Genomic DNA, 21,934 nt, shown 5'->3' with positions numbered 1-21,934 from the left:
CAACTATTAAATCACCTAATGGTACAGGTTCAATTATCGCAAATAGTACAATTACAGGTAAAAATAATGCGTCAATCAATTTGTTAGCTAATCAAAACATTATTACTAACAATCTCACTACAGAAAATCAAAATATCAACATTACCAGTACATTGGGTGGAATTACCACAAATAATATAACAGGTGGTTCGATTGATTTAGCAGCTAATCAAAATATCACTACTGGGAATATCAACACCATAAATAATAACGTTAACCTGAAAAGTAGCACAGGAGTAGTGACAACACAAAATATTATCACTCAAGGTGGAGATGTTAATATTCAAGCGCAGGATAGCATTAAAACTGGAGTTTTAGATACCAGTTCTAGCATTGGTGATGGTGGTAACGTAAGTTTAGATCCTGACGGTGATATTGAAGTTATTTCTATCAATACCCAAGCTTTAGGTAGTGGAATTGGTGGTGATGTTGATATTACAACTAGAAGATTCTTCCGCGCGACAGGTACATTTAGCGATCGCAATGGTCTTTCTACTAGTAGTATTTCTACAATAGGAACAGATGGTAGTGGTTCTGTTACTATTAATCATGGAGGAGATGGTGCAACAGCCTTTGTAGTTGGTGGTAATTATGGTAGCAACGGTACAGCAGGAGCAATTACCACCGATTTTAACAATAGCATCAGACCGACAAGATTATATCAAGGTAATTATACACAAGGTAACATTCAAATAAATACTAATTCATCTATTAGAGAAGCTGCTGAACCATCAGATGAAGCCCTTAATTCTAGCTTACAGTCACCAGCTATTAGCAATGCAATAGTTACAGTTGATAGAGATTTTGCTGGACTGGAAGAGCGTTTTACCGGACAGTTTGAGCAATTTTCTGGAAAACCAGTTGCTCGAAAATCTGTGGCTGAAGCTCAAGTTGAATTGAAACAAATTCAAACACAAACAGGGATTAAAGCAGCTATTATTTATGCCAGTTTTACTCCTAGTGGAGACATCTCAACAACCGATAATGATGTCCTAGATTTATTTATTGTAACTGCGGAAGGCAACCCAATTAATAAACAGATTTCCCGCGCCACTAGAGCCAAAATTATGGACGTGGCGCAGAAGTTTTATGGTGAAATTTCTGATATTAATCAAGCCAACAATAACAACTATTTAGCCTCATCACAGCAATTATATCAATGGCTCATTGCACCCCAAGAAGCTGAATTACAAAAGCGAGGAATTACAAATGTGTCCTTTGTTATGGATGAAGGTTTGCGCTCTATTCCTATAGCTGCTCTCCATGATGGTAAACAGTTTTTGATTGAAAAATACAGTTTAGGAATGATACCTAGCTTCAGTCTCATAAATACGAGCTATTCAAGTCTTAAAAACTCTCAAGTCTTAGCAATGGGAGCTAGTGAATTTTCTAAAGACCAAAAACAGCCCCCTTTAAAAGCAGTACCAATTGAACTTGATAATATTACCAAACTATGGAATGGTAAATCTTTTCTCAATCAGAGCTTTACCCTAGAAAATCTCAAGATAAAACGTCAGGAAAATCCTTTTAGCATTATTCATCTAGCAACTCACGTAGACTTTATTTCTGGTGATGCAGGTAATTCCTATATCCAATTGTACGATCGCAAATTAGGAGTAGATAAAGTCCGCGATTTAGGTTGGAATAATCCACCGGTGGAGTTACTAGTTTTAAGTGCTTGTAAATCAGCTTTTGGGGATAAGGATGCTGAGTTAGGTTTTGCTGGTTTAGCATTGAAAACTGAGGTAAAATCAGTTGTTGCTAGTTTGTGGTATGTTTCTGATGCTGGTACACTGGGTTTAATGACTGAGTTTTATCGGCAGTTAAAGACTGCACCAATTAAAACTGAAGCACTAAGAGAAGCACAATTAGCAATGATTCAAGGTAAAGTTGCAATTGCAGGAAATAAATTAATTGGTGTCAACAGCAGCATTGATATATCACCGACAATAGCCACTTATTTACAGGAGAATATTAATGGTAGTCTTTCCCATCCTTATTATTGGTCTGCTTTTACAATGATTGGTAGTCAGTGGTAAAATCTTTGTTAGACATCTGTGAAAAAAAATGTAGAGACGTTCCATGGAACATCTCTACAAGATTTGTGAAAAGATATCTGTTATCTATCAACAGAACCCATAATTACGTCAATACTACCGAGAATAACAACGATATCTGCAACCTTCATTCCTCGCAGTAAATGTGGCAGAATTTGTAGGTTATTGAAATCAGCGGCGCGGATTTTCCAACGCCAGGGGAAAACATTATTATCACCTACTAGATAAATTCCCAATTCTCCTTTGCCACTTTCGACGCGGGAGTAAATTTCACCTTTGGGCATTTTGAAGGTAGGAGAAACTTTTTTAGCGACGAACTGGTAATCAAAAGCGTCCCATTCAGATTTTTTCCCGGCCATGATCCGCTTGGCTTCTAGGTTTTCGTAGGGTCCTCCGGGTAATCCAGCGATCGCTTGTCGAATGATTTTTACAGATTCGCGCATTTCTCGCATCCGTACCATGTAACGCGCTAAACAATCACCTTCTTTTTCCCACTGTACGTCCCAATCGAAATCATCGTAACATTCATAATGGTCAACTTTTCTCAAGTCCCATTTCACCCCAGAAGCGCGTAACATAGGTCCAGAAAGTCCCCAGTTAATAGCTTCGTCACGGGTAATTGTTCCCAAACCTTCAATACGGCGGCGGAAAATGGGGTTATTGGTAACTAGGCGTTCGTATTCATCTACTTTGGGGATGAAGTAGTCACAGAAATCCAAACATTTATCTACCCAACCATAGGGTAAATCAGCAGCGACACCACCAACGCGGAAATAGTTGTTATTTACCATGCGGTAGCCTGTGGCGGCTTCCCACAGATCATAAATCATTTCCCGTTCCCGGAATTGGTAGAAGAAGGGTGTTTGTGCGCCCACGTCAGCTAGGAACGGACCAAACCATAATAAGTGGTTAGCGATGCGGTTTAGTTCCAGCATAATCACGCGGATATAGCTGGCGCGTTTGGGGACGGTAATCCCTGCTAATTTTTCGGGGGCGTTGACTGTTACCGCTTCGTTAAACATCCCCGCAGCGTAGTCCCAACGGCTGACGTAGGGGACGTACATGATTGTGGTGCGGTTTTCGGCAATTTTCTCCATTCCCCGGTGTAGATAGCCTATGACTGGTTCACAGTCAACGACATCTTCACCATCTAGTGTCATAATCAGTCGCAAAACCCCGTGCATTGATGGGTGGTGAGGTCCCATGTTTAGCACCATTGGTTCAGTGCGGGTTTCTATTCTACTCATAGATTTGCTGTTCTCCCGTGATGGATGTTGTAGCTAAGATTAACCTGCTGCGATCGCTCTTTTCTGCCAAAATTTAGCTGATAGGGATAATTTCTAGGTTATCTCTACACGGTTATATTGGAGAGAGAATAGCAGAGTCGGTTTTGTAGGTGATGTTTTATTTTGTGCTGCTTCTTCAATTATTATAGGGAAGCCTGATATATAAGGGATTAAGAGTTTTGATTTTTTTCATGTCTTTATAGGGTGTAAGGTTTTTTTTCTCACGCAGAGGCGCAGAGGCGCAAAGTAAGAGAAGCAGAGTTTTTTTACTAAGTATGATTAAATGATGAATTATTTGCAAGTTCCTAAAGTCACTACACCGAAGGATTTAGCTAAATGTATGGCTAGTTTGGCACAATTGATGAGAGATGCTATTAAAACGGCTTTATATGATGTAGATAATGGGGGAATGTTACGTCAGCAGTTGGAGTCATTTCAACGAGTATTAATTAAGGATTTGACTGTTGAACAATTTGCGGATATGTATGCTCAAACTATTTGCTATGGCTTATTTGCAGCGCGATGTAATACTGATAATGTTCAGACTTTTTCGCGGGAAACAGCAGCTTTTAAATTACCAAAAACTAACCCATTTTTAAGGAGTATTTTTGGACAAATAGCAGGACCAGATTTAGATGAAAGAATTAGTTGGGCTGTGGATAATTTAGCCAATATTCTCCAACAGATGGAAATGACAGAAATTCTCCAGGATTTCGGTAAACGGACTCGCAGAGAAGATCCTGTTGTCCATTTTTATGAAACATTTTTAGCGGAATATGATCCGCAAGTGCGCGAAGCTAGAGGGGTTTACTATACTCCTGAACCTGTAGTTTCTTATATTGTTAAAAGTGTAGATTATCTTCTTAAACATAAATTTAATATTAGTCAGGGTTTAGCAGATTCTCAAAAGATTAAAATTCCCAATCCCAAGGGTGAGGGAACTATCGAAACTCATCAAGTTTTGATTTTAGATCCTGCTGTGGGTACGGGAACTTTTATGCACAGTGTGATTAATTATATTTATGATGGTTTTAAATCTCAAAAGGAAATGTGGTCAAGTTATGTGAGTCAGCATTTACTACCCCGTTTACTTGGGTTTGAGTTATTAATAACTCCATATACTGTAGCACATATCAAGTTAGGTTTACAGTTGCAAGAATTGGGTTATGATTTTAGTTCTGAGGAACAGTTAAGGATTTATTTAACTAATACGTTAAAAGAAGCATTTCCAATGCCTTTTGATGGTGCGGTGAACGGGATTAAAGACATAAAACAAGATGTTCCTGTGATGGTAATTTTAGGAAATCCTCCTTATTCTTATGAATCTATAAATACTGACCCTTGGATTATGGGATTAGTTCGAGATTATTATCAAGTAGACGGAAAACCTTTAGGAGAAAGAAACCCTAAAGGTTTATTAGATGATTATGTAAAGTTTATCCGTTTTGCTCAACATCGAGTTTCGGAAACGGGTTATGGTATTGTGGCTTTAATTACGAATCATGGATATTTAGATAATCCGACATTTCGGGGAATGCGTCAAAATTTGATGCAAACTTTTGATGAGATTTATGTTTTAGATTTACATGGTAATAGCAAGAAAAAGGAAGTTTGTCCTGACGGTTCACCGGATAAAAATGTTTTTGATATTCAACAAGGAGTAGCAATCAGTATCTTTATCAAATATCAAGATAGTCAGCAAAATTTAGCCAAGGTTTATCATGCTGATTTATGGGGTATGCGAGAGGTTTATGAAAATAAAGAATTAGTTGGTGGTAAATATCATTGGTTAGCAGAAAATGATATTAGTTCAACTGAGTGGAAAATTATAAATCCTCAAAAGGAATTTTATTTATTTCAAGTCCAAAATAATCATATTTTAGATGAGTATACTAGGAATTTCAAACTCACAGAAATATTTTATATTAATAGTGTAAGTGTTGTCACAGCTAGAGATGCTTTAACAATCAAAGACACACCTGATGAGATATGGAAGACTGTTAAAGATTTTGCTAATTTATCTATAGAAGCAGCTAGAAATAAATATCAATTAGGAATAGACACGAGAGATTGGAAGGTTGATTTAGCACAGAAAGATTTAAAAATATCAGGATTACTAAAATCATCTATTGTTCCTATATTATATAGACCTTTTGACATTCGTTATACTTATTATACGGGGAAATCAAGAGGGTTTCATTGTACCCCTCGAAACGAAGTTATGCAACATTTATTAAATCAGGAAAATTATGGATTAATTGCCAATAGACAGATTAAATTAGATATTACTAGGCATTTTTTTGTTAGTGAAAATATCGTAGAACGTCATATTTTAGAAACAGGAAATGCTTCTGCATATATCTTTCCTCTCTACCTTTACCCAACTGATACACAAACTAACGCACCTGGAGGACGTAAACCGAATTTATCCCCAGAATTTATTATTGAATTTTCTCGAAAATTAGGCTTAGAATTTATTGGAGATGGTAAGGGAGATAAAACTAATACTTTTGGACCAGAGGATATTTTTAATTACATTTACGCTATCTTCCATTCTCCTAACTACCGTCAACGCTACGCTGAATTTTTAAAGATTGATTTTCCTCGTATTCCTTTAACTACCAATTCTGCGCTTTTTTGGGAGTTAGTTATCAAAGGTGATAGATTAGTTAAATATCATTTAATGAAAGTAACAGTAACAGAAATTTCTACTTATCCTATTCCTGGTTCTGATGTTGTCGAACAAGTTAAATATAATGAAAATGAACAACAAATTTGGATAAATGCTGAACAGTATTTTGATCAAGTTCCGCAGCAAATCTGGAATTTTTATATTGGGGGTTATCAAGTTTGTCAAAAATGGCTGAAAGATAGAAAAGGGAGACAATTGAACTTTGATGATATTAGCCATTATCAAAATATTATTTTTATCATATCGGAAACTATTAAGATTATGGAAGATATTGATAAAATCATTGATAAATATGGCGGTTTTCCGTTAGAATAGAATCAATAAAGGATTTTTAATCTAAGTTATAAATATTCGTTAAGAAATTGTCTAATATTCCAGCATCTAACCCCAATTAACCTAATAATGAAAATTCTCTTGCTGATAGGTGGTCATATCTGAATCAATATGAGAAAAAATATCTCAAAGAAGCTATGAAAGCTTATGATAAAATTATAGAATCAAAAGATGATATTTTCAAAATAGCAAATCGGTATCAATTAAATTTTGAGGATATTGAAAGAGCTAAACAGTATGCTTTTGGTAAGGGAGTATTACAAAATCAATTTATCCCTGATTTACGTATGGCTCAAAGTTGGCAAAGAATGGCGTTAGGAGAAGAAATTGATAGTGATGAAGTTTTACTAAAGCATGAAATTCTGGAATCTGAATTGGTAATTAATCAAGGTGTGAATCAATTAGATGCTCATAAAATAGCTCAAAATGAATACCCTTGGTCTATAATTATAACTAAAGGAGATAAGAAAAAATGAACAAAACATCTGAACAAAAGTTTGTTGAAGCTTTAGATATTTGTCAATCATTGATTGGTTTTAAATATCGTCCTACCAATTTAACCTATCAAGCAATAGAGTTATTTTGTGAAATCGGTAAAAATCCTTTTAAATTACTAGAATTATGCCAAAAATATTCTAGTAAAATTGAGAAAATTTGTGACATTATTCATGAATATGGAACAAGTATAGATAATTGGCGTGTTGATTGTCCACTTGGTTTTGGTGCAAAAGATCATTGTAGTTTTTTGAGTTTTTTCCTCAATCTTGATCTTGGCAAATTTGAATATTTTACAGATAATTTTACTACAGTAGAAGGAATTTCGGAGTTATTTAAAGATTGGAAAGGAATTGATTTTAATCCTGTCATTGAAAAGCAAAAAGCAGTTACATTTTGATAAATTAATAAATTAATGAGCAAATCAGATTTACAAACCCCATTAGATTTAGAAGAAGTTACATTTTCCCATATTCCTGTTCTCAGCCAAGAAGTGATTACAGGTTTAAATATCCAACCTGGAGGAAATTATTTAGATTTAACAGTTGGTGGTGGTGGTCACAGTCGGTTAATATTAGAAACTGCTGAAGATGTGAAAATTACCGCAGTTGACCAAGATGAAGATGCTTTAAACGCAGCAAAACAAAATCTAGCAGAATTTGGAGATAGAGTTAAATTTATTCATAGCAACTTTGCAAATTACCAATTTCCAGAAAATACCTATCATGGAATTTTAGCAGATTTAGGAGTAAGTTCTTATCATTTAGATAACCCAGAACGGGGTTTTAGTTTTCGCAACACTGCAAATTTAGATATGCGAATGAACCAACAACAATCCCTCACCGCTGGAGATATAATTAATGAATGGGACGAAAAAGAACTAGCGGATATTTTCTTTAAATATGGTGAAGAGAGACTTTCGAGAAGAATAGCCAGAAGAATAGTTGAAAAACGCCCATTTAATACTACTACAGAATTAGCTGATGCGATCGCCTATTCTGTCCCCCCTAAATATCGTCATGGCAGAATTCACCCCGCAACCCGTGTTTTTCAAGCTTTACGAATCGCTGTCAATGACGAATTAAAAGTGCTGGAAACGTTGATAGAAAAAGCACCAAACGCGCTTATTCCTGGGGGAAGAATAGCCATAATCAGCTTTCACAGTTTAGAAGACCGACCAGTTAAACATGGATTAAGAAATTTACCTTCATTGCGAGTATTGACCAAAAAACCAATAATTGCCACAGAAGAAGAAATAAAAGAAAATCCTCGTTCTCGTTCTGCTAAATTGAGAATAGCGGAAAAGAAAAATACAGAAGATTAAAATTCAGTTTTCTTGAAGTTTTTGGTAATCTTGGGGTGTATCAATATCAATTGCACCCAAAGGAAAAGGAATACTAAAAACTTCATCATTGTGGTTTTTAATTAATTTTTTTGCGCCTACATCTTCACTCAAAACTGCTAATTTTGGAAAAAATATGTGGCTAAATAACACAGGTACTCCTAGAGTTTCTGCATATTCACAAGCAATGATGGATTTTCCCATAGTATGATATGCTGCAACTAGATGATTGATAATTTCCGAAGAAAGAAATGGTTGATCACAAACAGTAATTACTGCTGCATCTATATTTTGAAAATCAGTTATTAATGATGTAATTCCGCTGCGAATTGAAGAACTCATTCCCAAATTCCAATCAGGATTTTCCACGATTTTAATAGCAGATTCGCTAATTTCTGAACGGATATTTTCGGCATTTGCTCCCAACACTACTATTATAGGTTTGCATAGGGAAGCGATCGCATTTTCAATGGTATTTTTAAGTAAACTGCATCCTTGATATAGTAATAGCTGTTTCGGTGTACCCATGCGAGTTGATGCACCTGCGGCTAAAATAATAATGGCAATTTTTGATTCAGTCATTTTTCAATAAAAATTTCCTGCACTTGAGTTATTTGGTGAATTGGTTGATTACGGTCTTTCAAAAAACCACCATTCCTTTGAGTAAGTATGGCTTGAATTTCTGCAATTATAGATAAAGCTATTGCTTCTGGTGTATTTGCACCAATATCCAAACCAATGGGAGCATATAACTTTTGTAATTGTGCTGGGGGATATTCTCCACATTCTTTTTGTAAATCTGTGAGTAATCTTTGAGTTCGTTGTTTTGACCCCAAACAACCTACATAAATTAAATTAGATGGTATTAACAATTTGAGAATTTCTAAATCATCAAAATAATTATGTGTCATTACCACAGCAATAGAATTTTCATTCATAGATATCTGTTTATACAGAATTTCCCGACGAGTTAAAATGACCTCATTAGCCATCATAAACCGTCCTTTAGTAGCTTCCATAGCTCGACAATCAAAAATAGTAACTTGCCAACCTAAAGCTTTCGCAAATTCCGCTACTGGGACAGAATCACGACCTGCACCAAAAATGAGCAGGTTAAAAGGAGGCTGAATAAATTCCATAAAAACATTAACTTCACCTGATCCAAATTGATATTTATGAAAACTCGAACATTGATTTTTTAATGCTTCCTGTGCATCCTTTATTAAAACTTGATTTAAAGCAGATTCAGGAATATTAGTATTGACATTATTATCTGCATTGAGAATTAACCGCGCTCCTACCTGAACATTAACCTCACCTTCCACACCAAAAACAGTAGCAATAATTCCGCACTGTTGATTATTAAAACATTGCTGAATAAAAATTAAAGGATTAAGTGGATCATCTGGATTTAGACATTCAATCAAAACATCTACCACACCATTACAACCCAGTCCAAAACCCCAAATAATATCCTCATCAGCATTAGTATCATAAGTAACAACAATTGACTTTCCATCTGGCATGGAAACGCGAGTATGCTCAAATACATCATTTTCCAAACAACCACCGCTAATCGTTCCCACCATATTACCTGTTGATGACATCAACATTCGCGCCCCTGGTTGACGATAAGTAGAGCCTTTAACATTCACAATTGTGGCGAGAAATACCGATTCAGGATTATCCTGAAGTGCGGCAAATGCTATAATAATAGAATTTAGCTCTTTCATATTTACGGCTCGATACTCCTAGCTTTTCTGAAGATATCTAAATGAACAGAATATTGTATTATCACCAGCAATCCAACTTTTCTCGGAAAATCCGCATATTGTTAGCAGAGAAAAATTTAGATTGCGAACTACACGAAATTAATCTGCTAAATAAACCCCCTGAATTTCTAGAAATTTCTCCTATTGGTCGAGTCCCTGTCTTTGTAGAAGAAGATGGTACAGTTATTTGGGATTCTACATTAATTGCGGAATATTTAGATGAAACTTATCCACAACCTAGTTTTTATCCAAATACTCCTCGGTCACGGCTTGAGTGTCGAAAATGGGAAGAGTTAGCAGATAATTTAGGTGAGATGATCATCAACTTATGGATACTCAATTTAACCAATAATTTAGCCCCGACTCGTCAGCGGATAAAATTGGAAACTTCAATTAATCGCCTTTTACCAATTTTTGAACAACAATTAACCCAGCATCAATACTTATTAGGTGATGAAGCCTGGACAGCAGCAGATGTAGCAGCATTATGTTCAATGGGTTATTATAGTTTACGCTTAGATGAAGATTGGATTTTACAGTATCCTAACTTAGGAAATTGGTTTAATAAATTGCACAAACGTGATTCAGTCAATTCCACTATTCCCATACCTTTTAATTAATTATGGAATCCTCAGCAACACATCATGTTATCTAAACCATATAAAATAATTGATTGGGGAGAATCATGACGATCGCTTGTAAAAACAACACCTGCTGAACAAATCTGAGAAATGACAATTGGCGATCGCTTACTACTCAAATCTTGGAATGAATTAAAATTATTTCTATGCTGAACCGAATCAAAGACTTAACAACAACCATTGCACCCCGATTAGTCGAAATTCGCCGACATATTCATGCACACCCAGAACTGAGCGGGCAAGAATATCAAACCGCTGCTTTCATTGCCGGAGTCTTATCTGCCAATAACTTGCACGTAGAAGAGGGCATAGGTAAAACAGGTGTCATTGGTGAGTTGAAAGGGACTCAACCCAGTAGTCAGATCCTCGCAATTCGCACTGACATGGATGCTTTGCCCATTCAAGAACGCACAAATTTAGAATATGCTTCTCGAATAGAAGGAGTTATGCACGCTTGTGGTCATGATATCCATACTACAGTAGGTTTAGGGACAGCAATGGTGCTTGCCCAAATTGCTGATGAAATAGGTGGAAAAGTCCGATTTTTATTTCAACCAGCCGAGGAAATTGCCAAAGGAGCAAATTGGATGGTAGAAGATGGAGTGATGAACAATGTTGCGGCTATTTTAGGGTTGCACGTTTTTCCTTCCATTCCCGCCGGTGCAATTGGTATCCGCTACGGTGCGCTAACAGCAGCAGCAGATAATTTAGAAATTATCATTATTGGTGAATCTGGCCATGGTGCGCGTCCCCATGAAGCCATAGATGCGATTTGGATTGCGGCTCAAGTGATTACAGCCCTACAGCAAGCAATTAGCCGTACACAAAACCCGTTACGACCTGTAGTATTAAGTATTGGTCAAATTAATGGCGGGAGAGCGCCCAATGTAATTGCTGATAAAGTCCAGTTATTAGGGACAGTGCGATCGCTTCATCCAGAAACCCGTGATAAACTACCACATTGGATTGAAAACATAGTTGCCAATGTTTGTAATTCTTATAATGCAAAATATCAAGTTAATTATCATCAAGGTGTACCCAGTGTCCAAAATGATAATGCGCTCACACAATTATTACAATCATCAGCGGAAGAAGCTTGGAGTCATGAGCGAGTGCAAATTTTACCAGAACCATCCTTGGGTGCAGAAGATTTTTCTGTGTATTTAGAACACGCCCCTGGTTCAATGTTTCGCTTAGGTGTAGGCTATGAAGATAGAATTATTAATCATCCCTTGCATCATCCGCAATTTGAAGTTGATGAATCTGCTATTATTACGGGAGTAGTCACCTTGGCTTATGCTGCTTACAAATATTGGCTAAAGTCAAAACTATGATTCGAGTGATTAATTAATCATAAACATCACAGTTCAGAATTTTCTCTTTAAATAAATTCAAAAAAATCAGACTGTCAATCATGCCACCAATCGAACCTATAGATTCAACCGCATCAGAACAAAGCCTAGAGAATTGGTATTTAGTAACTGTTCGTTCTAAAAAACGAGAAGTATTTTTAAAATTTCTGAATCTCGCTATTAGCCAAAATCAATTACAAGACTTGGTAATAGAGATCAAAAGTCCTCAAGATGCAGTTTATCAAGATATTGTTTTATTAAAAACAAGTAATTTCAAAAATGCTTATATACAACTAAAAAAAGTCGAATGCTTCCAAAATATCGAACGAAAACCTTTAGCATTAACACAAGTCAATAGGATGTTAGGTATTGGATAAATTTGTGATCCTCTAAGAGGATGTTTGAAAAGTCTAAATTCATACTCGCCCTGGCGACTAGAAGTCGCGGCTACACAGACAAAACCCACCTTCGTGGGTTTCAAACCCTTGATTTTTCATTAGTCCTGATCATTACCAAACAAGATTTATTATAGCATTTCGTACGAGGTACAAAATTATCTGCATTCATCTGCGTTTATCTGCGGTTAATTTCTTCTTCTTCTACCTCACTTAAATGAGAATTGCGGCGTTGCTGAATTAGGGTATGAAATTCAAAAATCAATGATTTCAAACTCTTACTCTCTGTAGACTCTGCGCCTCTGCGTGTTCGCGCAGCGTGCCGTAGGCATAACAAAATCATACTCTTAATCAGCAACACCAGAATTGCTATATCATTTATAAACTCATCGTTATAGCGGTGGGTTTTTTCTTGAGATATCCATCTTCCATCATTTTGGGTTAATTGTGGTTAAAGAAACTGCAAGGAATAGATAATGCAAAAAAAAGTCAAAGTGAAACCAAATTCCAAACAACAAAAAATTGAAGAATTAGCAGATGGTAGTTTAAATGTACATTTAAAATCACCACCAGTAGATGGTAAAGCCAATGAAGAATTAATTAAACTATTAGCCAAAAAATTTGATGTGCCTAAATCCTCTATCAGAATTAAATCTGGGACAACATCTCGACAAAAACTGATTGAAATTGATGAAAATTAGGCCAATAGTTAATAAATCAGCATTTTACCAATCACCAATTACCCATTTTGCACACTTGCTAGGTATGATGTTCTATCTGTAAACATTTACCCAGCAAAATCTGACTATGACTCAAAACTACCGCATTACCCTACTCCCCGGCGATGGCATTGGTCCTGAAATTATGGCCGTAGCGGTAGACGTGCTAAAAGTCGTTGGTAAACGCTTCGATATTGGCTTTGAATTTTCAACAGCTTTAATCGGTGGTGCGGCTATTGACGAAACAGGCGAACCTCTACCCGCTGTTACCTTAGATATGTGTCGCAATAGCGATGCCATTTTACTTGCAGCTATTGGTGGTTACAAATGGGATTCCCTTCCCTCTAATTTACGCCCAGAAGCAGGTTTATTAGGGCTAAGGGCGGGTTTAGAACTATTTGCTAATTTACGTCCCGCGAAAATCATTCCCCAGTTAATTGACGCTTCCACCTTAAAACGAGAAGTAGTGGAAGGTGTAGATATTATGGTGGTGCGTGAACTCACGGGAGGGATTTATTTCGGTAAACCCAAAGGCATTTTTGCCACAGAAACAGGAGAAAAACGTGGTGTAAATACGATGGTTTACACAGAATCGGAAATTGAACGAATTGGGCGTGTGGCTTTTGAAACCGCCAGAAAACGGGGTGGAAAACTCTGTTCTGTAGATAAAGCTAATGTATTAGAAGTATCACAATTATGGCGCGATCGCATCACTCAACTTTCTTCAGAATATACTGATGTGGAATTATCTCACCTGTATGTAGATAACGCCGCCATGCAATTAGTTCGCGCTCCCAAACAATTTGATACAATTGTTACAGGAAATTTATTTGGTGATATTCTTTCCGATGCTGCGGCTATGTTAACTGGTAGTATTGGAATGCTACCATCTGCAAGTTTAAGTGCTGATGGTCCCGGTGTTTATGAACCAGTTCACGGTTCAGCCCCAGATATTGCCGGACTTGATAAAGCCAACCCTTTGGCACAGGTTCTCAGTGCGGCAATGATGTTGCGTTATGCTTTAAACCAACCAGAAGCAGCAGACTTAATTGAAAATGGAGTGTTACAAGTTTTACAACAAGGCGATCGCACCAGCGATATCATGTCCCCAGGAATGAAACTGGTAGGTTGTCAAGCTATGGGCGATGCACTAATGCAAATTCTGGAATTAAAATCACGTTAAAGTATAAATCTGGAAATTTTAACACCTCTTGTTAAAACTTTCAGATAAACTAAAGGCAATTAATTTTATGAATCCTAGTTCATTACAATTCGCTATCATGGTCGGCTACCACTTGTAAATTCACAAAGGAATAACCAATACCTTTGAAGTAAAACATAAATATTTAGACTTGTCTAGTATTTATATATAGCAAACCTACAAATCACAAAAAAGCAATAGTGTACGCTTTACAACAAGAACAGGCAAATTTTACCCCTCCAAAAAAGTATCCGTCTTTGATTGATCCTGCTGTAATTAAGGCTGCTAGTCAAATTTACTACACCTACTGTGAAGTACATCCAGAAATAGTAGGGAAAGCAGTAGGAGTGGCAATTAGTCGGGTAACTCATCGGGGTAAAGTTATTTTTACTCAGTACCCAGTGCTGTTACCACAAGAATGTTTTGTACCGTTGAATCAAATTGAGTCCTATATGTATTAGTCATTAGTCATAAGTTAACAACTGACAGTTGACAAATAACAATATGGACATTCCAATTAATATCTTAGCAAGTATCATTGTTTTTGCCTTGGGTGCATCTCTAGGTAGTTTTATTAACGTCGTAGTTTATCGGCTACCGGCTGGTTTATCTGTGCTGTGGCCACCTTCTCGGTGTCCGAAGTGCCTAAATAGGTTAAAAGCCTATGATAATGTTCCGGTTTTTGGTTGGTTATGGTTAAAAGGGCGGTGTCGTTATTGCCAAACTAAGATTTCTCGCCGTTATCCATTAGTAGAGGCGTTAACGGGGATAATATTTTTAATAGTATTTTGGGTTTTTCAATTTTCGATTTTCACAATCGGATATTGGGCTTTTTGTAGTTGGTTATTAGCTTTATCTCTCATAGATTTAGATACAATGACCTTACCTAACTCACTTACTAAGTCAGGTTTAATTCTAGGAATAGTCTTTCAGATAGCCGTTGGTTGGTTATCAGAACCGACGATAGCGGGATTGTCCAAACGCTTAATGACAGGGATAGCTGGTGCAGTTCTCGGTTTATGGCTGTTTGATGCGATCGCCTTTTTAGGTTCTCTAGCTTTTGGCAAAACAGTCATGGGTGCAGGTGATGCTAAATTAGCCGCCATGATGGGAGCATGGTTAGGATGGCGTTATTTACTCCTAGCAGGTTTTATCTCCTGTACCTTGGGAGTAATTATCGGTAGTGGTGCAATTATTCTCTCTCGTCACCAAATGGGACAAAAGATGCCTTTCGGTCCATTTCTAGCTTTAGGTGCTGTAATCACTGTCTTTAGCGGTGAAACTATTTTGTCCCACTATATGAGATTATTTTTGCCTGGATCTTAAAATCATTTTTTAAATCTTTTTTTGTCTCATGCTTATGGTTTTATCAACCCAAACCTCCATCCCAGATGACTGTAGCTGCCATTACCTCACTGACATTGCAGATTTTGGTAATATCTAAGCAATCAGAATAAATATGACTTTCAGGATCATGCTTAATAATTTAGCCAAAATCTTGAATCTGTGGGATTTTGCCAATATTCTTCATCCTGACTCCTGACTCGCTGACACCTTTCTTCATAAATCTTCAATCCAAAATCTACAATTCTCAATCTCTACCAACCTGGAGAGGTGTTGTCAATCAATTGTTATTTGATTGGCCTGCTTTTTGACCTCATACTTCATTACATAAAATAAAAATGGCAAACAACGAAGAATCACGCGGTTTAAAGTCTCTATTTGATTGGTTCGCAAATCGGCGTAAATCAGGAAGTACCAATTTAGAACGCCAAGAACGGGAAATTGCTGACGGTTTATGGCATAAATGCCCCAAATGTGGCGTTTTAAGCTATGCAAAAGACTTGAAAGCCAATCAAATGGTTTGCGTTGAATGTGGACATCATAATCGCGTTGATAGTGATGAACGGATTCGCCAATTAATTGATGTTAATACCTGGAAACCACTAGACGAACATTTGCGCCCCACTGATCCCTTGCAATTCCGCGATCGCAAACTCTATAGCGATCGCCTGCTAGAAACACAAGAAAAACTAGGACTTATAGATGCTGTTAAAACTGGTTTGGGACAAATAAACACTTTACCCATAGCACTAGGAGTCATGGACTTCCGGTTTATGGGTGGAAGCATGGGTTCTGTTGTCGGTGAAAAACTCACCCGCATGATTGAACAAGCCACCCAACGCCGTTATCCTGTCGTCATTATCTGCACATCCGGTGGTGCAAGAATGCAAGAAGGAATGCTCTCTTTAATGCAAATGGCCAAAATCTCCGCCGCCCTACAACGTCATCGAGATTCTAAACTATTATATATTCCCATTTTAACTAATCCCACTACCGGAGGTGTTACAGCTAGTTTCGCCATGTTGGGTGATATCATCATCGCTGAACCAAAAGCAACTATTGGTTTTGCAGGAAGACGAGTAATTGAACAAACTCTCAGAGAAAAACTACCTGAAGATTTTCAGACAGCAGAAGACTTACTCAAACACGGATTTGTTGATGATATCGTCTCTCGGACACAATTAAAATCTACGTTGACACAACTAATTGCTCTACATCAACCTCTACCCACAACTACACCAAACATGGTTCTGTGGGAAACCATGAAATTGAGTTCCACCTCTGTTGAGTAAGGAGTAAGGTGACAGGTGACAGGTGACAGGTGACAGGTGACAGGTGACAGGTGACAGGTGACAGGTGACAGGTGACAGAGAAGAGGCAGGGAGCAGGGGGCAGGGGGAAAGGAAAACTTCTTAACAACTGACAACTGACAACTGACAACTGACTCTTATTTCCCTGGTTCTTTGACAAAAATCAGGGGAATTAACCCTACTAATCTACAAATGCTAGATATGGCAAACAAGCCTAATAAACCACCAAAACCAGGTGTTTGGGCGATAAAACCGCCGATTGTTGTTCCTAAAGCTCCGCTAACTCCTGCTACAGCAGCAGCGATCGCAAAATAGATTGATTGGTTTTTGACAGGGGCAATTCCCAAATACATATTAGTAGTACAGAGGTCAATTCCCGCCCAAGTCACACCAATAAAAATATGTAAAAGCGGCAACCACAACCACAAATCAAGGTGATCAGTGCCAATTCCTAACCACAATAATGGTGTAATTGCTACTAAAACACCAATACAAATTAAAATAGGACGATTGCCAATCTTATCAGCTAATTTACCCCACATAATCAGCATCGAAAGATTTGCACCTGTCTGAAGACTGCCATAAATAGTTACTAAAGTCACATCTAAATCTAAAGTATCTAGTAAATAGAGATTGAAAAAAGGTGCGCTCAAATGAACAGCCAACATCCATATACTAAAATAAACCAGAAATATTAAAAAGTTAGAGTTTTGCCAAATACTAGCAGTCAAAGAATCCTCATTTGTACACATAGCATCAATGATTTTGTCACTAACATTAGTGCGATTTTCACAAAAAGTCAGACGATTCTGATTTTGTAATTGAGGATTTATATCTACCTTAAAATATTGACAACCTAAACCAATTAGTCCACAAATAATACCTAAAAACAGAACTAAACCATAGCCTTGGATCGCTCCACCGTACCAATGAGATATAACTAATCCAGTCAAAGGTACACATATTAAATTTGTCAGATTAGAGGCGCTATTCCGAATACCAAAATACCTACCTCGTAACCGACGAGGAACAATAAGTGCTAACCAACTCAGCCAAGACGCACTTCCTAGCCCTCCGAGCAGATGGCTAAACAGAACAATTGACAGAGTTAGTACAACCAGTTGCTGGGAATTTATTAAACTAGAATTATTAGCAAAAATGCCAATTACCAGAATTAGCCACAATAAACGGGAAGTTCCAAAAGTTAATAGAGAAAATTTAAACCGACTGGTAGTTTGTTCTGAGATGTAAGCACCCACAGGTTGAATGAAATTTACCAGCATGGGAATTGATGACAACATCCCAAATATCACTGGAGTCGCATTCAACTCAACTAAGAAATTACTTAGTAAAATTCCCCCTGTACTCAAGGAAAAAACAGATGCGAAAATAGCGTCTATAGTAGAAGCTCGCAAACTGGTGCGAATAGCATTTTTAGCAAATCGCTCAGGAAACTGTTGAGTTGGTGAAGAATCAAGATCGGGAATTGTTACATTCAGCAATTCAACTGTGTCAACCTGAAGAGAATCCATACATTATGATGACTACGGATGACGAATTGTAGGTGGTTCTAATCACTGATAATTGACGATCTTTTGATCTTGTATTTTGCAACAAAAAGTTTGATTGTTTAAATATCAGTTTCCAGACTCACAGTTTATGGAACAGCTAGGAGAATGTCATCAGTATCTCATAATCAGTAGGGTATTTAAGTTTTTATAATTAATAATTGAGGAAAATATATAATTATCCCATATTTCCCATTATGAAAATCATTGTTTATATTTATACTGATCCATTACTAGATCCAGTTCCCAATCAAGGTGACTGGGGTTGGGAAGTAGATAAAATTTATGAAGATTTGGGAAAACGTACCCAATTACAACAATTATTAATTGATTGTCAAAGAGAAACAGTAAATTATCTTCTGGTTCGCCGCTTAGAAGAATTAGGTGATAATCTAGCCCAAGTGAGCGATCGCCTCAATCAATTAGAAGCAATGGGAGTCATGGTAATTGCGACACAACAGCCATACACCTCCAAATCTAGTCACATCCGCGCTGAACTCCTGGAAGTATTACAAGAAATCCAACGTCAACAACGCAGCCGCAGTATCCGTCAAGGACACGCTCGCAATCGGCTAGAAGCCTCACCACCACCGGGAAAATCACCCTATGGCTACCGTAGAGGACAAGGGAAATATATCATTGATCGCACCACTTCACCTGTCGTTAAAGATTTTTTTGAACACTTTCTACTTTATGGTTCTCTACGTGCTTCTGTCCGTTATTTAGGTAAAAAATACAGTAAAACAATTTCTGTAACTACTGGTAGACGGTGGTTAACTAATCCAGTTTATCGGGGTGATACCGCTTATCAGAATAGTGAAATTATCTCCAATACTCATGGAGCAATTATCTCTAGGGAAGAAGCCGCACAAGTTGATAGACTACTGCGACGCAACAGCCGTTTACCATCACGGACTGCGAGTGCGCCCCGTTCTTTAGCAGGTTTAGTCATTTGTAATCAATGTCAATCACAGATGATTGTCTCCCGTGTTACCCAGCGTCATCAAGATAAAGAGTATCTATATTTACGCCCAAGCAACTGTTCTCAACAACCAAAATGTCGTGCTATTCCTTACCAAGAAATTTTGCAAAAAACTATTGATAGTGTTTGTCGAGATTTACCTTTAGCTGTTGCGGGGATGGATTTTCCCCAATTAGATGCGATTAAAAATAGTGTAAGCGATCGCATATCTCGTCAGCAAGAAATCCTGCAACAATTACCCACTTTAATAGAAACGGGAATTTTAGATCCAGAAACTGCAAAATTAAGAGCTTATAAAATCCGCACAGAAATTTCTGAACTTCAAGCCAAGTTAGCGATTCTTCCTCCTGTCAATTTACGTTCCGTCGCTCAAGCTGTTTCCATTCCTCAATTTTGGTTAGACTTATCAGAAGTAGAAAGACGATTTTACTTCCGCGAATTTATTCAACAAATCCAAATTATCCGTCAAAATCCAGAATGGTATTTAAAGATAATTTTTATCTTCTAAATTAGCAATACAGCAGGAGGTAGGGGCGTTCGCGGAGCGTGCTGGAAGCATCAGCATTCGGGCGATAAATTATCCATTTTTTCCAAGACTATTGTCCGAATGCTTCGCCCGTAATAGCTTCTTAAAGAAATCGGGGATCTGAATTAGGAATTATTCATCTTGATTTCTAGAAGATTGTTTATTTTTTTTCCCAGAATTACGCACATTCATGACTTTACTGAGTAAATCAAACCAAAAAGATGCACCCATAGAAATAGCAATACCACTAACAACCCAACCTGCAATCATAGTTAAAACACTAAAAACAGGTAAATCATTGATTCTATAGTTTGTGCGGTTGATTTGCTCATTTAAGTTAACAGATGTCCAACCAATTGGTAAATTAATATCCTTCAAAACCTCATTAGGATTTATGTTATACATATCTGAAGGATTAGATGATGGGGGGACTATTTGAGTAGCTCTATCAACAATTATTTCTCGCAATAAAGAATCTTTTGATAAGCGGTTAATAATATGAAAAGTATCTGCATTGGCTGTCAGAGCTAAAGTTATCCCAATTAGAATTGCTACCCCTTTAGCATTACGTTTATAAACACCACCGGCTCTTTCCATAGAGCTATCAAAACTATTTTCAATTTCTTTTCGTAACAGAGTAATCCCCTCCTCAGTGCTTTTTGCCTTCATTTGAGCGCGTTTTGCCATAGTTTCAATATTCTTAACTACAGACTCTGGCAAAATATCAATTAGTTCTTTCACTTTTTTGTAAGTTTCACTATCTCTATCTTGGATAGCTGTTATCACTTCATCATGAACATCACTACCTTTTTTGAGAAATTTAACAATTTCATTAATATTAGGCCTTAATCCTCCCAGCACTATAGCTTTTTCTGCATCTTCAAAAATATCTTTTCTTAAAAATTTTAGTTCCCGTAAAGACTTATTTAAAATATCGCCATGATCACCGATATTTGCCTGAAAACTCTCTATATATTTATCCAGGCAATCTCTCATGCGATTAATACTCATATATATATCATATTTATCATTGGTAAATTCATTAACAATATGACTATACTCTAATTCCAATTGTTTATAATCTGTAGCAATATTCGTAGCAAATTCACTAGATAATTCCTGATTATTAATATAAATCTGCAACTGAATTAAAATTTGTCTAATATCATCTAAACGTTCTTTTTTGAAATTATCTAAACGAATTTCCGTTAATTTCTGAACCAGCATTGGTAGTTGGAGCGTATCCATAAAGGTACTAGCAAAATTATCACCGCCAATATAGGAAGGCGCACTATGTTTCTGATCACCAAAAACAGTTTCTTTGCGGAGTCTAGAACTAGACTTTCTTAAAATATTAAAGCATGAACCAATTACCCAAGTAGCTTTGCGCGGTAAAGTTGCTAATAAACCTTTAGCTTCTTGATTAATACTTCTAATTAAAGGATTATCGTAAATTTTATTAACTAGTTGAATTACTTCCTGACTATCTGAATCTTGAACATCACCAGCTAAGAGAATTTCAATTGATCTTCGCAAGTGTTCAGCACGCCATTGCAAAACTGTTGATAATAATTCTTGAATTTCGGAAGCCAGCAAACTTAAAATCAAGTAAATAAAAATTAAACCAAGTGCCACATCTAAAATAAAAGGTAGGTTCATTTACATTCTCCTTCCGGATAATTGACCAAATACTGATGGTAATATTTATATCATTTAAGCGTCAAGGTGCTTGTAAACTTCCTTAAAAATCAATAAAGAAATCTTCGCTAAAAAATTATCTCTGTTCCTAGAAAACTGCGCTAATTTGGGATCTAGCCATTGTTTGTGAAAATTAGGTTGTTCCTGGATGGCAACATTGGAGATTTGCTTTGATCTCTATG

19 protein-coding genes are annotated in these 21,934 nt (G+C 36.9%); 14 read left to right on the top strand and 5 right to left on the bottom strand.

Translation table 11 applies throughout. The annotated features are described in order from the left end of the window. Positions 1–2,078 (top strand): CHAT domain-containing protein (locus tag FJR04_RS02245; RefSeq protein WP_168491406.1); only part of this gene is annotated, 2,078 nt, incomplete at its 5' end. Positions 2,079–2,158: 80 nt separating this feature from the next. On the opposite strand, the gene FJR04_RS02240 is transcribed toward FJR04_RS02245, so the two are convergent. Further along, positions 2,159–3,343 carry an NAD(P)H-quinone oxidoreductase subunit H gene (locus FJR04_RS02240; protein ID WP_168491404.1) on the bottom strand — a complete coding sequence of 395 codons (1,185 nt, stop codon included), beginning with the start codon at positions 3,341–3,343 and terminating at the stop codon, positions 2,159–2,161. A gap of 322 nt (positions 3,344–3,665) precedes the next feature. Here FJR04_RS02240 and FJR04_RS02235 point away from each other — a divergent pair, with 322 nt between their 5' ends. The 4 genes from FJR04_RS02235 to rsmH all read left to right on the top strand — a co-directional run bounded on the left by FJR04_RS02235 (position 3,666) and on the right by rsmH (position 8,226). Beyond that, entirely contained in the window at positions 3,666–6,389 is a 2,724-nt protein-coding gene (locus FJR04_RS02235) for a type ISP restriction/modification enzyme (protein WP_254445183.1), read from the top strand. A gap of 155 nt (positions 6,390–6,544) precedes the next feature. Beyond that, the gene (locus tag FJR04_RS02230) at positions 6,545–6,883 is read left to right on the top strand and encodes a hypothetical protein (RefSeq protein ID WP_168491402.1); all 339 of its coding nucleotides are present in this window, start codon (positions 6,545–6,547) and stop codon (positions 6,881–6,883) included. After that, entirely contained in the window at positions 6,880–7,302 is a 423-nt protein-coding gene (locus tag FJR04_RS02225) for a hypothetical protein (protein ID WP_168491400.1), read from the top strand. The genes FJR04_RS02230 and FJR04_RS02225 overlap by 4 nt, the downstream gene beginning before the upstream one ends. Positions 7,303–7,317: 15 nt before the next feature. Beyond that, a complete protein-coding gene (gene rsmH, locus FJR04_RS02220; protein WP_168491398.1) occupies positions 7,318–8,226 on the top strand; it encodes a 16S rRNA (cytosine(1402)-N(4))-methyltransferase RsmH in 909 nt (302 codons plus the stop codon). A gap of 3 nt (positions 8,227–8,229) precedes the next feature. On the opposite strand, the gene FJR04_RS02215 is transcribed toward rsmH, so the two are convergent. Further along, positions 8,230–8,826, bottom strand: coding sequence for an NTP transferase domain-containing protein (locus tag FJR04_RS02215; protein WP_168491397.1), 597 nt, complete (start codon positions 8,824–8,826; stop codon positions 8,230–8,232). Then, complete coding sequence (locus FJR04_RS02210) at positions 8,823–9,977, bottom strand: XdhC family protein (protein WP_168491396.1); 1,155 nt, start codon at positions 9,975–9,977, stop codon at positions 8,823–8,825. The genes FJR04_RS02215 and FJR04_RS02210 overlap by 4 nt, the downstream gene beginning before the upstream one ends. A gap of 41 nt (positions 9,978–10,018) precedes the next feature. Between FJR04_RS02210 and FJR04_RS02205 the strand changes: the two genes are divergently transcribed. The 8 genes from FJR04_RS02205 to accD all read left to right on the top strand — a co-directional run bounded on the left by FJR04_RS02205 (position 10,019) and on the right by accD (position 16,960). Further along, positions 10,019–10,636: a glutathione S-transferase family protein gene (locus FJR04_RS02205; RefSeq protein WP_168491394.1), complete on the top strand. Its 618-nt coding sequence runs from the start codon at positions 10,019–10,021 to the stop codon at positions 10,634–10,636. Positions 10,637–10,803: 167 nt separating this feature from the next. After that, the gene (locus FJR04_RS02200; RefSeq protein WP_168491392.1) at positions 10,804–11,991 is read left to right on the top strand and encodes a M20 family metallopeptidase; all 1,188 of its coding nucleotides are present in this window, start codon (positions 10,804–10,806) and stop codon (positions 11,989–11,991) included. An 80-nt stretch (positions 11,992–12,071) separates the two neighbouring features. After that, positions 12,072–12,386, top strand: a complete 315-nt coding sequence (locus tag FJR04_RS02195; RefSeq protein ID WP_168491391.1) for a chromosome segregation ATPase — start codon at positions 12,072–12,074, stop codon at positions 12,384–12,386. Between the two features lie 494 nt (positions 12,387–12,880). Then, a complete protein-coding gene (locus FJR04_RS02190; protein WP_168491389.1) occupies positions 12,881–13,105 on the top strand; it encodes a DUF167 domain-containing protein in 225 nt (74 codons plus the stop codon). A gap of 106 nt (positions 13,106–13,211) precedes the next feature. Further along, a complete protein-coding gene (gene leuB, locus FJR04_RS02185; protein ID WP_168491387.1) occupies positions 13,212–14,306 on the top strand; it encodes a 3-isopropylmalate dehydrogenase in 1,095 nt (364 codons plus the stop codon). Between the two features lie 218 nt (positions 14,307–14,524). Next, positions 14,525–14,785, top strand: a complete 261-nt coding sequence (locus FJR04_RS02180; protein WP_168491386.1) for a hypothetical protein — start codon at positions 14,525–14,527, stop codon at positions 14,783–14,785. A 43-nt stretch (positions 14,786–14,828) separates the two neighbouring features. Then, positions 14,829–15,650 (top strand): A24 family peptidase, encoded by an 822-nt coding sequence (locus FJR04_RS02175; protein ID WP_168491385.1) that lies wholly within the window; start codon positions 14,829–14,831, stop codon positions 15,648–15,650. Between the two features lie 356 nt (positions 15,651–16,006). After that, on the top strand, positions 16,007–16,960 hold the full coding sequence (gene accD, locus FJR04_RS02170; RefSeq protein WP_168491383.1) for an acetyl-CoA carboxylase, carboxyltransferase subunit beta: 954 nt from the start codon (positions 16,007–16,009) through the stop codon (positions 16,958–16,960). A 155-nt stretch (positions 16,961–17,115) separates the two neighbouring features. On the opposite strand, the gene FJR04_RS02165 is transcribed toward accD, so the two are convergent. After that, positions 17,116–18,510, bottom strand: coding sequence for an MFS transporter (locus tag FJR04_RS02165; RefSeq protein ID WP_168491381.1), 1,395 nt, complete (start codon positions 18,508–18,510; stop codon positions 17,116–17,118). A gap of 233 nt (positions 18,511–18,743) precedes the next feature. Here FJR04_RS02165 and FJR04_RS02160 point away from each other — a divergent pair, with 233 nt between their 5' ends. Then, positions 18,744–20,036 (top strand): recombinase family protein, encoded by a 1,293-nt coding sequence (locus FJR04_RS02160; RefSeq protein WP_168491380.1) that lies wholly within the window; start codon positions 18,744–18,746, stop codon positions 20,034–20,036. Between the two features lie 150 nt (positions 20,037–20,186). Here the strand turns inward: FJR04_RS02160 and FJR04_RS02155 are convergent, their stop codons facing one another. Next, on the bottom strand, positions 20,187–21,713 hold the full coding sequence (locus FJR04_RS02155; RefSeq protein ID WP_168491378.1) for a hypothetical protein: 1,527 nt from the start codon (positions 21,711–21,713) through the stop codon (positions 20,187–20,189). Between the last annotated feature and the right edge of the window lie 221 nt (positions 21,714–21,934).

This window comes from Anabaena sp. UHCC 0204 (genome assembly GCF_009711975.1).
Classification (GTDB): domain Bacteria; phylum Cyanobacteriota; class Cyanobacteriia; order Cyanobacteriales; family Nostocaceae; genus Dolichospermum.
This window is presented reverse-complemented; position numbering and strand designations above follow the sequence as displayed.

Coding starts and splice junctions, on each gene's coding strand:
- FJR04_RS02240 (WP_168491404.1), bottom strand. CDS start 3,343: ATGAGTAGAATAGAAACCCGCACTGAACCAATGGTGCTAAACATGGGA.
- FJR04_RS02235 (WP_254445183.1), top strand. CDS start 3,666: ATGATGAATTATTTGCAAGTTCCTAAAGTCACTACACCGAAGGATTTA.
- FJR04_RS02230 (WP_168491402.1), top strand. CDS start 6,545: ATGAAAGCTTATGATAAAATTATAGAATCAAAAGATGATATTTTCAAA.
- FJR04_RS02225 (WP_168491400.1), top strand. CDS start 6,880: ATGAACAAAACATCTGAACAAAAGTTTGTTGAAGCTTTAGATATTTGT.
- rsmH (WP_168491398.1), top strand. CDS start 7,318: ATGAGCAAATCAGATTTACAAACCCCATTAGATTTAGAAGAAGTTACA.
- FJR04_RS02215 (WP_168491397.1), bottom strand. CDS start 8,826: ATGACTGAATCAAAAATTGCCATTATTATTTTAGCCGCAGGTGCATCA.
- FJR04_RS02210 (WP_168491396.1), bottom strand. CDS start 9,977: ATGAAAGAGCTAAATTCTATTATTATAGCATTTGCCGCACTTCAGGAT.
- FJR04_RS02205 (WP_168491394.1), top strand. CDS start 10,019: ATGAACAGAATATTGTATTATCACCAGCAATCCAACTTTTCTCGGAAA.
- FJR04_RS02200 (WP_168491392.1), top strand. CDS start 10,804: ATGCTGAACCGAATCAAAGACTTAACAACAACCATTGCACCCCGATTA.
- FJR04_RS02195 (WP_168491391.1), top strand. CDS start 12,072: ATGCCACCAATCGAACCTATAGATTCAACCGCATCAGAACAAAGCCTA.
- FJR04_RS02190 (WP_168491389.1), top strand. CDS start 12,881: ATGCAAAAAAAAGTCAAAGTGAAACCAAATTCCAAACAACAAAAAATT.
- leuB (WP_168491387.1), top strand. CDS start 13,212: ATGACTCAAAACTACCGCATTACCCTACTCCCCGGCGATGGCATTGGT.
- FJR04_RS02175 (WP_168491385.1), top strand. CDS start 14,829: ATGGACATTCCAATTAATATCTTAGCAAGTATCATTGTTTTTGCCTTG.
- accD (WP_168491383.1), top strand. CDS start 16,007: ATGGCAAACAACGAAGAATCACGCGGTTTAAAGTCTCTATTTGATTGG.
- FJR04_RS02165 (WP_168491381.1), bottom strand. CDS start 18,510: ATGGATTCTCTTCAGGTTGACACAGTTGAATTGCTGAATGTAACAATT.
- FJR04_RS02160 (WP_168491380.1), top strand. CDS start 18,744: ATGAAAATCATTGTTTATATTTATACTGATCCATTACTAGATCCAGTT.
- FJR04_RS02155 (WP_168491378.1), bottom strand. CDS start 21,713: ATGAACCTACCTTTTATTTTAGATGTGGCACTTGGTTTAATTTTTATT.